Source organism: Streptomyces sp. NBC_01298, from assembly GCF_035978755.1.
Lineage (GTDB): Bacteria > Actinomycetota > Actinomycetes > Streptomycetales > Streptomycetaceae > Streptomyces.
Genome location: NZ_CP108414.1, coordinates 522,798 through 535,122 on the forward strand (window position 1 = coordinate 522,798; position 12,325 = coordinate 535,122).

The 12,325-nt window shown below is 73.0% G+C and carries 13 protein-coding genes; 8 read left to right on the forward strand and 5 right to left on the reverse strand.

Annotation, left to right across the window (positions count from 1 at the left end; all coding sequences use genetic code 11):
* Positions 1-148: 148 nt before the first annotated feature.
* The 5 genes from OG730_RS02300 to OG730_RS02320 all read left to right on the forward strand — a co-directional run bounded on the left by OG730_RS02300 (position 149) and on the right by OG730_RS02320 (position 4,339).
* Positions 149-1,048, forward strand: coding sequence for a C40 family peptidase (locus OG730_RS02300; RefSeq protein ID WP_442814803.1), 900 nt, complete (start codon positions 149-151; stop codon positions 1,046-1,048).
* Positions 1,049-1,208: 160 nt separating this feature from the next.
* Positions 1,209-2,423: a serine hydrolase domain-containing protein gene (locus OG730_RS02305; RefSeq protein WP_327309122.1), complete on the forward strand. Its 1,215-nt coding sequence runs from the start codon at positions 1,209-1,211 to the stop codon at positions 2,421-2,423.
* Between the two features lie 176 nt (positions 2,424-2,599).
* Positions 2,600-3,340: an NPP1 family protein gene (locus OG730_RS02310; protein ID WP_327309123.1), complete on the forward strand. Its 741-nt coding sequence runs from the start codon at positions 2,600-2,602 to the stop codon at positions 3,338-3,340.
* A 124-nt stretch (positions 3,341-3,464) separates the two neighbouring features.
* A complete protein-coding gene (locus tag OG730_RS02315; RefSeq protein WP_327302530.1) occupies positions 3,465-4,055 on the forward strand; it encodes an HPP family protein in 591 nt (196 codons plus the stop codon).
* 98 nt (positions 4,056-4,153) lie between these two features.
* Complete coding sequence (locus tag OG730_RS02320) at positions 4,154-4,339, forward strand: DUF6381 family protein (RefSeq protein WP_284717145.1); 186 nt, start codon at positions 4,154-4,156, stop codon at positions 4,337-4,339.
* Between the two features lie 57 nt (positions 4,340-4,396).
* On the opposite strand, the gene OG730_RS02325 is transcribed toward OG730_RS02320, so the two are convergent.
* A complete protein-coding gene (locus tag OG730_RS02325; RefSeq protein ID WP_327302531.1) occupies positions 4,397-4,747 on the reverse strand; it encodes a hypothetical protein in 351 nt (116 codons plus the stop codon).
* A 116-nt stretch (positions 4,748-4,863) separates the two neighbouring features.
* On the opposite strand from OG730_RS02325, the gene OG730_RS02330 reads away from it, so the two are divergent.
* Together OG730_RS02330 and OG730_RS02335 are read left to right on the forward strand one after the other, a co-directional pair.
* Complete coding sequence (locus OG730_RS02330; protein ID WP_327302532.1) at positions 4,864-5,457, forward strand: YdeI/OmpD-associated family protein; 594 nt, start codon at positions 4,864-4,866, stop codon at positions 5,455-5,457.
* Between the two features lie 188 nt (positions 5,458-5,645).
* Positions 5,646-6,524 carry a GNAT family N-acetyltransferase gene (locus tag OG730_RS02335; RefSeq protein WP_327302533.1) on the forward strand — a complete coding sequence of 293 codons (879 nt, stop codon included), beginning with the start codon at positions 5,646-5,648 and terminating at the stop codon, positions 6,522-6,524.
* A 78-nt stretch (positions 6,525-6,602) separates the two neighbouring features.
* On the opposite strand, the gene OG730_RS02340 is transcribed toward OG730_RS02335, so the two are convergent.
* Positions 6,603-7,796 carry a cytochrome P450 family protein gene (locus OG730_RS02340; RefSeq protein ID WP_327302534.1) on the reverse strand — a complete coding sequence of 398 codons (1,194 nt, stop codon included), beginning with the start codon at positions 7,794-7,796 and terminating at the stop codon, positions 6,603-6,605.
* A gap of 115 nt (positions 7,797-7,911) precedes the next feature.
* On the opposite strand from OG730_RS02340, the gene OG730_RS02345 reads away from it, so the two are divergent.
* Entirely contained in the window at positions 7,912-8,676 is a 765-nt protein-coding gene (locus OG730_RS02345) for a dienelactone hydrolase family protein (RefSeq protein WP_327302535.1), read from the forward strand.
* Positions 8,677-8,774: 98 nt separating this feature from the next.
* Here OG730_RS02345 and OG730_RS02350 read toward each other — a convergent pair whose 3' ends face one another.
* The 3 genes from OG730_RS02350 to OG730_RS02360 form a co-directional block, all read right to left on the reverse strand.
* Positions 8,775-10,526, reverse strand: a complete 1,752-nt coding sequence (locus OG730_RS02350; protein ID WP_327302536.1) for an Ig-like domain-containing protein — start codon at positions 10,524-10,526, stop codon at positions 8,775-8,777.
* A 44-nt stretch (positions 10,527-10,570) separates the two neighbouring features.
* Positions 10,571-11,650 carry a hypothetical protein gene (locus tag OG730_RS02355; protein ID WP_327302537.1) on the reverse strand — a complete coding sequence of 360 codons (1,080 nt, stop codon included), beginning with the start codon at positions 11,648-11,650 and terminating at the stop codon, positions 10,571-10,573.
* A gap of 185 nt (positions 11,651-11,835) precedes the next feature.
* On the reverse strand, positions 11,836-12,246 hold the full coding sequence (locus OG730_RS02360; protein ID WP_250741571.1) for an organic hydroperoxide resistance protein: 411 nt from the start codon (positions 12,244-12,246) through the stop codon (positions 11,836-11,838).
* Between the last annotated feature and the right edge of the window lie 79 nt (positions 12,247-12,325).

A 12,325-nucleotide genomic window follows, 5' to 3' on the forward strand; every position in this document is an offset into this window, starting at 1 on the left:
CCCGTTGCCCGTTCGGGTGGTGCCACGTCCGGTCCTCGACGGGGCGCGGCGGGGGCCGACAGGCTGGTCGCGAGTGCGGCGCCGCCGGTCAAGTGCCGGTCGGACGGACGCGCTTCGCCACCACCGCCCCCGTGAAACGAGGTCTCCCATGGCGTCTCCCCTCGCGCCTCCCCCTGTGCCTCCCCTCGCGCCTCCCCTCCTACTGCGCCGAACAGGTCTCATCGGCACGCTCCTCGCGCTCTTGGCCGTGCTGCTCTGCACCCCCGCCACCCCGGCCGCCGCCGAGGGCGATTGCCGGGTCCTGGCCCCCGGGGCCTCGGCGGCGGCCGAGCGCGCCGTCGCCGCCGGCTGCGAACAGGTGGGAAAGGGGGTCTGGTACACCTGGGGCGGTGGTCACGGCCCCACGCCCGGTGCCACCTACGGGCAGGTGGACCCCACCGATCCGGCGAGCGAGCACGATCCCGAACGGCTCGGCTTCGACTGCTCGGGGTTCGTCCGCCACGCGTACGCGCGGGCCACCGGCTCGGACCCGCTCGACGGGGTGGCCAGTGCGCAGTACTACACGCACCGGGCGGCCGCCCGCTTCACGGCCGCCCAGGGGCTCGCGCCGCTGCTCCCCGGCGACCTGCTGGTGTGGGGGACCTCCCGCGACCTGCACCACATCGCCCTCTACCTCGGGGCGGGGAAGATCGCGGAGGCCCGCCAGTCGGGCACCAAGCTGATGGTCAGTGAGGTCACCGACGCCCGGCTGTCGACCGGCTATTACGGGGCGGTCCGCGTGGACACCGGCCCGGTCACGGGACACGTGTTCCAGACCTGGGGCACCGGTGTCTGGACCAAGGAGCAGCCCGCGACGGGGGCCGCCCGCGTCTACGCCTTCCCCGGGCCGACGACCATCCGCGTCGGATGCCAGAAGCACGCGGAGTCCGTGACCTCGGACGGCTACACCAATGACGCCTGGTCCTACCTTCCGGACTATCAGGCGTGGATGACGAATATTTACGTCCGCGGGGCGGCTTGGCTGGAAAACGTGCCTACCTGTCGTTGATCATCCGTAAGGTCGGAAACGAACCACAAACCCCCCAAGCCGGCCGACCCGGCCCATTTCGAGGAGCAACGTGCGTCCGTCCGCGTACCCGTCTTACCCGTCGCACCAGTCCACCCTTCCGTCCCTCCCCCGCGCACGGCGCCTGGCCGTCGGCGCCGCCCTGCTCGCCGTCGTGGCCGGCGGTACGCTGCCCGCCACCGCCGCCCACGCGGCGACCGCGCCCGGTTCCGCCTCCCAGGCTCCCCTCCAGCCGGCCGCCGCGCCCGATCTGGAGGCGCTGACGCAGGCGTTGCGCAATACGACGGCGGCCGGGGCCCCCGGGGCGATGGCCCGCTTCACCGGTCCGGACGGGGTCCGGACCCGGGTGGAGGGCGTACGGGACCGGACCACGGGCGCGGCGATGGACACGCGGGCCCGCTTCCGCATCGGCAGCGTCACCAAGACGTTCTCCTCGGTGGTCCTCCTCCAACTGGTGGACGAGGGGCGGATCGAGCTGGACCGGCCGGTCAACTCCTACCTTCCGGGCCTGCTGCCCGACGACCGGATCACGGTGCGCCACCTGCTCACCCACCGCAGCGGCCTGGCGGACTACACCAACGCGATGTTCGAACACACGGTGCCCGGCTTCGAGGCGGTGCGGAACAAGGTGTTCACGTACCGGGAACTCGTCGGCCTCTCGCTCGCCGAGCCGAGGACCACCGAGCCCGGGGTGGCGTACAAGTACTCGAACACCAACTTCGTGGTGGTGGGGATGCTGATCGAGAAGGCCACCGGAAAGCCGGTCGCCAAGGAGTACGAGCGGCGCATCATCAAGCCCCTCAAGCTGAAGAACACCTCTTACGTGCACCCCGGCACGGCCATCAAGGGCCTGCACGCCAACGGCTACCTCCACCCGGACGAGGAGGGCGCCCCGCTGGTCGACTCCACCGAGCAGACCGTCTCCTGGGCGCAGTCCGCGGGCGCGATGATCTCCAGCGCGGCCGACCTCAGCACCTTCATGTCCTCCCTGCTCGGCGGGAAGCTGCTGCGCCCGGAAACCCTGGACGCCATGCTCACCGTCACGCCGACCGACACCACGAACACCCGGTTCTACGGGCTGGGCCTGCGCCGCTACGACCTCTCCTGCGGTGCGCAGGTCTACGGGCACACGGGCACCGTGCAGGGGTTCTACACCTACGCGTTCACCACCCGGGACGGCAAGAGCTCCCTCTCCGCCATGGCGAACACCTCCAACCGCGGCCAGGCCAACACCGCCCTCGGCGGCACCCTGGAAGCCGCCTTCTGCGGCAAGGCGCCGGCCGTCGGCAAGGCCGCCGCGCGCGGCTTCGCCTTCGCCCCGGCCGCGGCGGAGGCGGACCTCCCCGAGAACCGCTGACGGCGATTCCCGGACACCGGGAGGCTCCCGCCCCTTGGCCTGGGGGCGGGAGCCAGGAAAGCTGAACTCCGCATTCCCGCACGGGCGTTGCCCGTGCGACCGATGAGGAGGACACGATGGCCGACGTACCGCCCGTGAAACGTTCCCGCAGGGGGCCGGGCCGGCGGGCCCGCAGGATGCTCGCCGCCACGGCGGGGGCCGTGACGCTGGTCCTCGCCGTCCCGGGGATCGCGTACGCGGCTCCGCCCCCGGCCCTGCCCGGCAACGCGGACGGGCTGGAGCAGAGCTTCCAGCCGGCCTACGACTACGACCGCGACGGCTGTTACTCCAGTCCCGCCATCGGTCCGGACGGCACCCTCAACGGGGGCCTGAAGATGGGCGGCGACGTCAACGGCCAGTGCCGCGACCTCTCCGACCTCGACAACACCAACGGCTACTCCCGCGCGAAATGCAACAACGGCTGGTGCGCCGTCATGTACGCGCTCTACTTCGAGAAGGACCAGGTCTCCCTCGGCCCCGGCAGCGCCGGGCACCGGCACGACTGGGAGCACGTCGTGGTGTGGATCCAGAACAACCAGGTCGCCTACGTCTCCACCTCGGAGCACGGCAACTTCAAGGTCCACGCCGCCTCACAGATCCGCTTCGACGGCACCCACCCGAAGATCGTCTACCACAAGGACGGCATCAGCACGCACTGCTTCCGCGCCGCGAACTCCAACGACGAGCCGCCGGAGAACCACAAGGGGACCTGGCAGTACCCGACGCTGGTCGGCTGGAACGGCTACCCGGCCGGGCTGCGCGACAAGCTGAGCCAGGCCGATTTCGGCAGCGCCCTGCTCGGCATCAAGGACGGCCAGTTCAACGGCCACCTGGCCAAGGCCAAACCGGCCGGCATCCCCTTCGACCCCAACGCGTGACGGTCGCCGCCCCCGGGTGCGCACCGCCGGGCGGACCCGGGGGCGGGCGGCGGCGGGGCTCCGGATAGGGTCCCCGTACCGCCCCTGCCCGGCCGACGGCCGCCCTGCCCGGAAACCTGCCGCCATGAGTACCGCGCTGCACCCCGCTTCGTCCCCCGACGCCTCCGGCTCCCCTGAGGCCTCCGGCTCCCCCGGGGCCGAAGTCCCCGGGGCGCCCCGCCGCCGGATGATCGGCGGCCGGGCTCCGGCCCGGCCCACGGCCGCCGCCGCGATCCACAGCATCAGCGCCGCGACGGCGGTCCTGTTGTGGCTCGTGGCGGTCGGAGCCATGATCCACGAGCCCATCCTCATCCCCCCGCTGGCCGCCAGCGCCGCCCTCGTGCACAGCGCGCCCACGCTGCCGCTGGCGCAGCCGCGCGGGGTGATCATCGGGCACATGGTGGGAGCGGCCGTCGGCTACGGCGTGCTGGCCGTGGCCGGAAGCAGCGCCTGGGGGGCCGCCGTGGCCGCCGGTGTGACGCTGGCGCTGGTCATGGCCGCGCGCACCCCGCATTCACCCGCCTGCGCCACCGCCGTGGTGGTCGTGCTCCAGAGTCCGGTGGCGGCCCGGTTCGTCCCGCTGCTGTTCGGCTCGACGGTCCTGATCGTCCTGACCGGGTACGCGGCCTCCCGGATTCGCCGCAAAGCGCCGAGGTACCCCGCCTACTGGTGGTGACCGTACGTGACCGCGGGCGGCGTTCGAGATGCGCCCGCGGTGTACTGCTGGTTCGCTGAAAGCCGCCCGGCGTCCCCCCACAGCGCCCAGGAGTGATCATGAGTGCAGGCGAATCCCACGGCCGGTCCCGGCAGCTGCGCGACAAGGCGCAGGAACTGGACGAGGCCGCCACCCGCTCGACCGACCCCGACGAGAGCCGGCGACTGAGGGACAAGGCGCGCCGGCTGCGCGAGCAGAGCGAGCAGGAGCGCGTCATCGACGACCCGGGCATGGACCTGCGGTAGCCCCGGCGGGCGAGCCGGGGCCCGGCCGAGGGGCTACGAGGCCATGGGGCTACGGGGCTACGGGGCTACGGCCGCCGCGGGGGCCTCGTCGAGCTCCCACGCGTGGCGCTTGAACTCGCGGACGAAGTCGGCGTGGTCCTCCCACTGGCGGGCGATGCCGCGCAGCACGTCCCAGTGGTGCTCCACCGCCTGGTCGATGACCCGGCGGACGGCCGGCTCGGCCGTCTCCCGCTGCGCGATGAGGCTCTTCGCCACCGAGGCCTCCAGGGCGGCGTTGCGCAGGGCGCGCAGGGCGCGGGAGGTGTCGTCCATCCCGAAGCCGTTCTCGCTGCCCGTCTCCTCGGCGAAGAGCGGGGTGAGCCGCGCCTCGATGAAGGCGGTGATCCGCTCGAAGTGGCGTACGTCCATCGGGGGCTCCATCTCGGGTCGCTGCGCTGTCCGGCGCGAACCGGGCCCGCACCGGCGATCATTATCCCGCAGCCGGGCACCCGCTCCGTTCCGGGGGCGGCCACTAACGTGGCCGCATGAACGAGCTGGAGGAGCCGGACGCGCCGGACGGCGTCGAGGTCATCGCGTTCGCCGACGGCGCGGCCTTCGAGGAGTGGCTGGCCGGGCACCACACCCGGCACGAGGGCGTGTGGGTCAGGCTGGCGAAGAAGGCGTCCGGGATCGCTTCGGTCTCCTCGGACGAGCTGGTCGACATCGGGCTCTGCTACGGCTGGATCTCCGGGCAGCGCCGCTCCCTGGACGAGCGGTACTACCTGCAGAAGTACGTGCCCCGCAGGCCCCGCAGCCTCTGGTCGCAGGTCAATGTCGACAAGGTGACCGAGCTGACGGCCCTGGGACGGATGCGCGAACCGGGGCTCGCCGAGGTGCGCAAGGCGCAGGAGGACGGCCGCTGGGCGGGGGCCTACGCCTCCCAGCGGACGGCGGAGGTGCCGCCCGACCTCGCCGCGGCCCTGGCCGGGGACCCGGCCGCCCGGGCGGCCTTCGAGGCCCTGGACCGGACCGGGCGCTACCTCGTCGCCCTGCCCCTTCTCCAGGCCCTCACCCCGGAGACCCGGCGGGCCCGCCTGGAACAGGCCGTACGTCTCCTGGCGCGGGGCGCCGCCGGCTGACCCGGCCCGGCCCGTCCGGTCCCGTTAATCCATTGCCGAGGAACCGGTGGCCCGGCTAGGTTCGCCCGAGCCGTCCGGGGCGTTCCGAGCCGGCACTGTCGACGAGGAGGTGTGGAGCACATGCGCACGAGTGCCCAGCAGGTGAGCCCGCGCACTGACCCTTTCCGCCTCCTCACGACGGAGACACCTTGTCGCTCCACATCACCCCACTGACCGACCCCGCTCACGGGGCACACAGCCGACGCCTCGCGTGGCTGGCGTCCGACGCCGATTCCGTCCCCGTCGGGACGGCCTTCCTGCGCCTGTTCGACGGCGGACAGGAGCACCTGGCCGAGCTGACCCTCCACGTCCATCCCACGGAGCGGCGCCAGGGCGTCGGCTCGAGGCTCCTCGACGCGGCCGTGGCCGCCGCTCGGGACAACGCCCGACGCTGCGTCACCGCGCAGGCCGAAGCCGGATCGCCCGCCGATCACTTCCTGCCGGCCCACGGCTTCCGCAAGGTGCTCACCTTGAGGTTCGCCCGCTTGCCGCTGGCCGACGTGGACCCCGCCGCCCTCGCCGCGATCATCGAACGTCCGCACCCCGGCTACCGGCTGGAGTCCTGGCGGGGAACCGTCCCCGACGGCCTCGCCCGGACGTTCGCCGCCTCGCGCCGCGCCATGGACGACATGCCCATGGAGGACACCGACCACGGCATCACGATCTGGGACGTGGACCGGGTCCGGGCCGCGGCGAAGGCCGTTGAAGACCGCGGGGAGCAGCTGCACACGGTCGTCGCCATCGACACGGCCGACGGCTCGATCGCCGGGTTCACCGAGCTCGTCGTCCCCGGCGACGGCAAGGGTGACGGCCAGCACTACGGCACCGCCGTGCTGCCCGAGCACCGCGGACACGGGCTCGGCCGATGGATGAAGGCCGAGTCCATCCGGCAGGCCCACGCGCGCCATCCGGACCTCGGCGGCCTCCTGACCGACACCGCCGACAGCAACACGCACATGAGGCACATCAGCGACAGCCTCGACTACGTGCCCACGCACACGACGGTCCAGTACCAACTCGACCTGTAGGGACGAGCGGCCGACAGGCCGGACCCGGCTTCACCTGGTCCGGCCCGTCGGCACGTTCACAACGGATCGGCCCCCGGCCTACCAGCGGACCGGAAGGCGGCTCACGCCGTGCATCAGGGTGCCCGGCAGCCAGGCCGGCGGGCCGGCCGCCGGGTCCTCGGCCAGGTCGGGGAAGCGTTCGAGCAGGGAGCGGATGGCGATGCGGCCCTCCATGCGGGCCAGCGGGGCGCCGATGCAGAAGTGGATTCCGTGGCCGAAGGCCAGGTGGCCCTGCGGGACGCGGCCGATGTCGAAGGCCCCGGGGTCCGCGAAGCGGGCGGGGTCGCGGTCGGCACCGCCCAGGGAGACGAACACGGTGGCCCCGGCCGGGATGACGGTGCCGCCCAGGTCGAGGGGTTCGCGGGCGTAGCGGTACGTGGTGTGCTGCACGGGGCCGTCGTAGCGGAGCATCTCCTCGACCGCTCCGTCGATCAGTCCGTCGAAGTCCCCGCGCAGCGCGGCCAGTTGTTCCGGGTGGGCGAGCAGGGCCCGTACCCCGTTGGAGATGAGGTTGACGGTGGTCTCGTGGCCCGCGATCAGCAGCAGGAAGGCCATCCCGATGACCTCGTCGGAGGACAGCGAGTCCCCGTCCTCGTCGCTGGCGCGGATCAGCGCGCTGAGCAGATCCTCGCCGGGGTCCTTGGACTTGGCCCCGATGAGCTCCACGAGGTACCTCCCCATCTCCCGGTTCGCGACGCCGTTCGCGTCGACCGAGGTGGGGGAGACGATCTCGTTGGACCAGTAGCGGAACCTGGCCCGGTCGAGGTCGGGGACGCCGAGCAGCTCGCAGATGACGGTCATCGGCAGCGGGAACGCCAGCGCTTCGATCAGGTCGCCGGCGCGCTCCGGCCCGGCGGCCATCGCGTCGAGCAGTTCGTCGGCGATCTGCTGGATCCGCGCCCGCATGCCCTCCATCCGGCGCGCGGTGAACTCCCTGGAGACCAGACGCCGCAGCCGGGTGTGGTGGGGCGGGTCGGATTCCAGCATGTTGGAACTCACGGCGCTGATCTGAACGTCCGCGAAGTCGCCCGCAGTGCGCCAGTCCTTGGACAGGGCCGGGTGGTTGAGCGCGCGGCGCCCCTCTTCGTGCCCGACGATCATCCAGCTCGGCTCGGGATCGCCGGCATTGAGGACGATCCGGTGGACGGGCCCCGCCGCACGCATCCTCTCGTAGAAGGCGTACGGGTCGGCGTCGAACTCTTCCGCGCCGGCGCTGATGTCCATGACTGGCATCGGACCACGGTACGCCCCCGGTTGGGGCCCGGCGAGGGTGGTTTCCGGACACTCCGGGGCAAGACTCCGATCACGGTAGTCTGCGGCCTTCGCCATACGAAAGAGGGGGACGGCCATGACGACCGCATGCGAGGTAGTCCGGACGACGGTGGAGGTCGTCACCCGGGACGGCGCCGCCGATGCCTATCTGGCCCGGCCCGACGGCGAAGGCCCGTACCCGGGGGTGCTGTTGTACGTGAACGCCCTCGGGATCCGTCCGCACGTCAAGTCCGTGGCGGACCGGATCGCGGCGGCCGGCCACGTGGTGCTGATGCCCAACCTCTTCTACCGCCACGGGCGCGCACCGGTGTTCGAGCTGCCGGAGTTCGTGGACTTCGACCGGCAGCCTGAGCTCTTCGACCGGATCGGACCGGCCCTGCGCTCGCTGACCGCCGAGCTGGCGATGCGCGACGCGGAGGCCTATCTGGAGCGGCTCGCGGGCCTCCCGGACGTGGCCGCCGGGCCCGTGGCGATCACGGGGTACTGCCTGGGCGCCCGGCTGGCCCTGCTCACGGCCGGTACGTATCCCGAACGGGTGGCCGCCGCGGCCGGTTTCCACGGCGGGTTCCTGGCCACGGACGCGGCGGACAGTCCGCACCTGGTGGCGCACCGGGTCACCGCCGAGCTCTACTTCGGCCACGCGGACCAGGATCCGACGCTGCCGGCCGAGGAGATCGACCGGCTGGGGAAGGCCCTGGCGGCGGCGGGCGTCCGCCACCGGGCCGAGGTGTACGAGGGCGCGGCGCACGGCTACACCCTGGCCGACACGAGCTCCTACGACGCGGCCGCGGACGAGCGGCACTGGGCCGCGCTGTTCGCCCTGCTGGACCGGACGTTCTGAACTCCGCGGGCCCGGCTTCCTGCCGGGCCCGCGGAGTCACGGGGCCGCGCCGCTACGGGGCCGCGCCGCTACGGAGCCGCCCCGCTACGGAGCCGCGATCACCGGCACTGGCCGGACCGGGGTCCGGCCACGGTCGTCGCGGTGACGCGCGGCGCCGGTTCGTTGGCCTCGCAGCGCAGCGGTCCGACGATCCGGCCGCCCGCGAACTCGACGCCTCCGGTGTTGGCTACCAGGGTCACGGGACCGGTGATCGCGTCGCCGGCGCAGTCGGGACCCGCCCCCTCGCCCGCGGCGGAGCCGATCACCACGGAACCGCTGGTGTCGCGCACCGTGACCGGGCCGTCCAGCGTGGATCCGCAGAGGGACACGGCGAGCGCCCCGTCGGCGGAGAACGGACCGGTGACGCGGGCGTCCGAGACGGACAGCGCGCCGCCGGGCCGGACGGTGAGCGGACCGCTCTGGCTTCCGCCGGAGGCGACGCAGAGCGATTCCCCGGCCGCCACGGTCAGCGGTCCGTGGTGGTCGGTGGTGACGCAGGGCCGGCTGAATCCGACGGTGACCTCGGCCGGTTCGCCGGTGGAGCTCGCCGTGTGGTCGGCGTCGGGGGTGTGGGCGGCGCTGATCCGGTGGGTGCCGGGGCGCAGGGCGCTGGTGGTGAGGCGGGCCTGCCCTCCGTCGAGTGGCACGGTGGCGAGCGGGGTGGTCCCGTCCGAGAAGGTGACGCTGCCGCCCGGGGCGGTGGCCGGGTCCTCGGAGCCCGTCACGGTCGCGGTCAGGGCGACGGCGTGCCCGAACAGCGGGGTGGCGGTGTCCGTGGTGAGGGTGGTCGACGTCCCGTAGCGGAAGGAGACGACGGCCTTGCCGTCGCCGTGCTGGACGCCCGACCGCAGGGTGGCCTCGGAGACACCGGCCTCGGCTCCGGCCGCGTAGCCGCTGCCGCCACCGCCGCCCGCGCCGTAGAGGTTGCCGGGGTTGCCGCCGCCGGAGCCGCCGCCACCGCCGCGCCAGCCGCCGCCACCGCCCCCGCCGCCGTTGCCGCCACGGCCGCCGTTGCCCCCGGTGCCGCCGGAGCCGGGGTTGGGCTGGCCCGTGTACTGGTCGATGTCGCTCGCGTTGCCTCCCCCCGCGCCGATCGGGTTGGTCCGGGTGCCGGTGCCGTGCTGGGTCTGGGTGCCGCCGGTGCCTCCGGCGCCGGATCCCTCGGGGCCGCCGCCCTCGCCGCCGTTCTCGCCGGCGGGCCCGCCGCCGTTGCCTCCGTGCAGCAGGGGGCCGCCGTTGCCGGCGCCTCCGCCGGCTCCGGCCACCAGGATCCGGTCGGCCGGGCCGAAGGCGCCGGTGCGCAGATCGGTGGCGCCGCCGCCGGAGCCGCCGCCGCCGTGCGCACCGCCGCCGCCGGTGCCGTGGCCGAAGCCGCCGGGCCGGGCGTACTCGCCGTGCCGGGAGGTTCCTGAGCTGCCGACACCTCCCCTGGTGATCTGGAGGGCCTGGCCGGGGGCCACGGCGAGGACCGCGCGGGTCCGGCCGCCGAGGCCGCCGGGCGCGCCCTCGTTCGGCGGGTTCGGGGAGACGAAGCCGGCGGCGCCGCCGCCTTCGGCTCCGTACAGGTCAACGGTGAGGGCGCTCACCCCGGAGGGCACGGTGAAGACGTCGGTGCCCGCGGTGGCGTACGTACAGGTGGGCGGGGAGCTGGTGAAGACGCCCGCCGGGCCGCAGGAGCCGGACGGCGCGTCCGCCGGGTCGGCGGACGCGGCGAGGGGTGCCACCAGAGCGGCGAGGAGGCCTGCCGTGCCGAGGACGAGTGCGGTCCGGGAGACGGGGCGGGGAGCGGGGGCGGGTCTGTGTGAAGTCATGGTCCTGATCGGGGTGGTGGGGAAACGGGGGCCGGCCATACCGGTCAGACGCCGTCGTCGGCGCACAGCGCCCAGGCGTCGGTGTAGGTGTTGGGCGAGCTTCCGCCGCCCGTGTGGCTGTAGGCCGTCCAGTAGGAGGCCGTGGTGGTCCCGTCGCCCACCGCGGTGCCACCGGAGTTGCTGGGGTAGCTGCCGCCCAGGTGGTCGCCCGGCGAGCCCGGTCCCGTGAAGGCGGTGGTCGTCACGCTGCCGCCGCTGATGGCCGCGCCTCCGCTGATCAGCTTGCCGTCGTTGCCGCCGCAGCCGACCGTCGCGGTCTGCCCCGACGTGGCCGCGGTCGGGCCGCTGACCTCGCTGTAGCGCACCTTGACCGTGGTGCCGCTGATGTTGATGTTGCTGCCGCTGCAGATCGCGTAGGCGTACGTCGTGTTGCCGGTGCCGCCGCCACCGCCGTTCCAGCCGACCGCGGTCCAGGAGTCGGGGTTCGTCTCGCCGTCGGCGGCGGCCTTCTGGCCGTAGGCGTGCCCGGCGTCGTTGAAGGTGGGGAAGGAGGCGATCGGCTTGAGGCTGCCGACGTCGGCCGGGGTGATCCGGGCGCCGCCGCCGAGCAGGCGGGTGTTGGCCGGGCAGGTGGCGGTGACGAGGCCGACCGTGGAGGCCGTGGTGGGTCCGGCGACCTTGTTCATCACCACCTGGGTGTGGTTGATCAGGTCGCTGGTGAAGCACACCGCGTAAGGGGTGCTGGAGAACGAGGCGTTGACCGCTCCCCCGCTGCCGCCGATGCCGAGCCAGTGCGTCACGTCGGTGCCGACGACGCCGGTCGAGCCGGTGTACTCGGTGCTGCCGTCGGGGCTGGGCGCGGTGCCGTCCACCTTGTTGCCGTTGGACGAAGTGCCGGTGCCGATGGCCTGGTTGATTCCGCCACCGGAGATGAGCCCCGAGGAGCAGTCCGCGTGGGTGGATATCTCGGAGAAGGTCGCTGCGGGTCCGGAGGTGGCCCCCGGAGTCTTCACCGTCACGCCGACGGTGTTGGCGTAGGCCGATCCCGGCACCAGAAGGGCCAGGAGGGTGCCGATGACCAGTGACTTTCCTGCGACGGCGCGCCGCAGAACTGTCTTTGGCATGTAATTTTCTCCCTCATCCAGAGTCGCGCATGCGGACATTAGCAGTCCATTTCGCGCGCATCTACAGCGAGAACCAGCTGTCTCACCTAGCAGATAAGGGCTTGTCGCGTCCGACCTGCGGTCAGGACGCGAAAAGGCGGCGGCTCCCGGCATGCCGCCCGGAACCGCCGCCCTGGAGGAGCGGACTACTCGACGACGAGCTCGACGGGGATGTTGCCGCGCGTGGCTCGGGAGTAGGGGCAGACCTCGTGGGCCTGCTTGACCAGCAGCGTGCCCGTCTCCCCCATCAGCGCCTCGGGGAGTTCCACGCGCAGGACCACGGCCAGACCGAAGCCCGCGCCGTCCTTGCCGATGGAGACCTCCGAGGTCACCGAGATCTCGCTGGTGTCGACCTTGGCCTGGCGGCCGACCAGCCCGAGGGCACTGGCGAAGCACGCGGCGTATCCGGCCGCGAAGAGCTGCTCGGGGTTGGTGCCCAGACCGCTGCCACCGAGGGCCGGCGGCATGGCCAGCGCCAGGTCGATCTGACCGTCGGAGCTGACGGCGCGGCCTTCGCGGCCGTTGGCGGTGGCGACAGCGGTGTAGATCGCGTCCATCTCGGGGGTTCCTCTCACGGGGCGGAGGCGGGGCCGTCGACCGACGACCTCGCCCCATCAATATGGCACACAATTAAGT

Coding starts and splice junctions, on each gene's coding strand:
- OG730_RS02345 (WP_327302535.1), top strand. CDS start 7,912: ATGACGACCGCATGCGAGGTAGTCCGGACGACGGTGGAGGTCGTCACC.
- OG730_RS02320 (WP_284717145.1), top strand. CDS start 4,154: ATGAGTGCAGGCGAATCCCACGGCCGGTCCCGGCAGCTGCGCGACAAG.
- OG730_RS02300 (WP_442814803.1), top strand. CDS start 149: ATGGCGTCTCCCCTCGCGCCTCCCCCTGTGCCTCCCCTCGCGCCTCCC.
- OG730_RS02340 (WP_327302534.1), bottom strand. CDS start 7,796: ATGCCAGTCATGGACATCAGCGCCGGCGCGGAAGAGTTCGACGCCGAC.
- OG730_RS02350 (WP_327302536.1), bottom strand. CDS start 10,526: ATGACTTCACACAGACCCGCCCCCGCTCCCCGCCCCGTCTCCCGGACC.
- OG730_RS02360 (WP_250741571.1), bottom strand. CDS start 12,246: ATGGACGCGATCTACACCGCTGTCGCCACCGCCAACGGCCGCGAAGGC.
- OG730_RS02315 (WP_327302530.1), top strand. CDS start 3,465: ATGAGTACCGCGCTGCACCCCGCTTCGTCCCCCGACGCCTCCGGCTCC.
- OG730_RS02355 (WP_327302537.1), bottom strand. CDS start 11,650: ATGCCAAAGACAGTTCTGCGGCGCGCCGTCGCAGGAAAGTCACTGGTC.
- OG730_RS02325 (WP_327302531.1), bottom strand. CDS start 4,747: ATGGACGTACGCCACTTCGAGCGGATCACCGCCTTCATCGAGGCGCGG.
- OG730_RS02310 (WP_327309123.1), top strand. CDS start 2,600: ATGCTCGCCGCCACGGCGGGGGCCGTGACGCTGGTCCTCGCCGTCCCG.
- OG730_RS02330 (WP_327302532.1), top strand. CDS start 4,864: ATGAACGAGCTGGAGGAGCCGGACGCGCCGGACGGCGTCGAGGTCATC.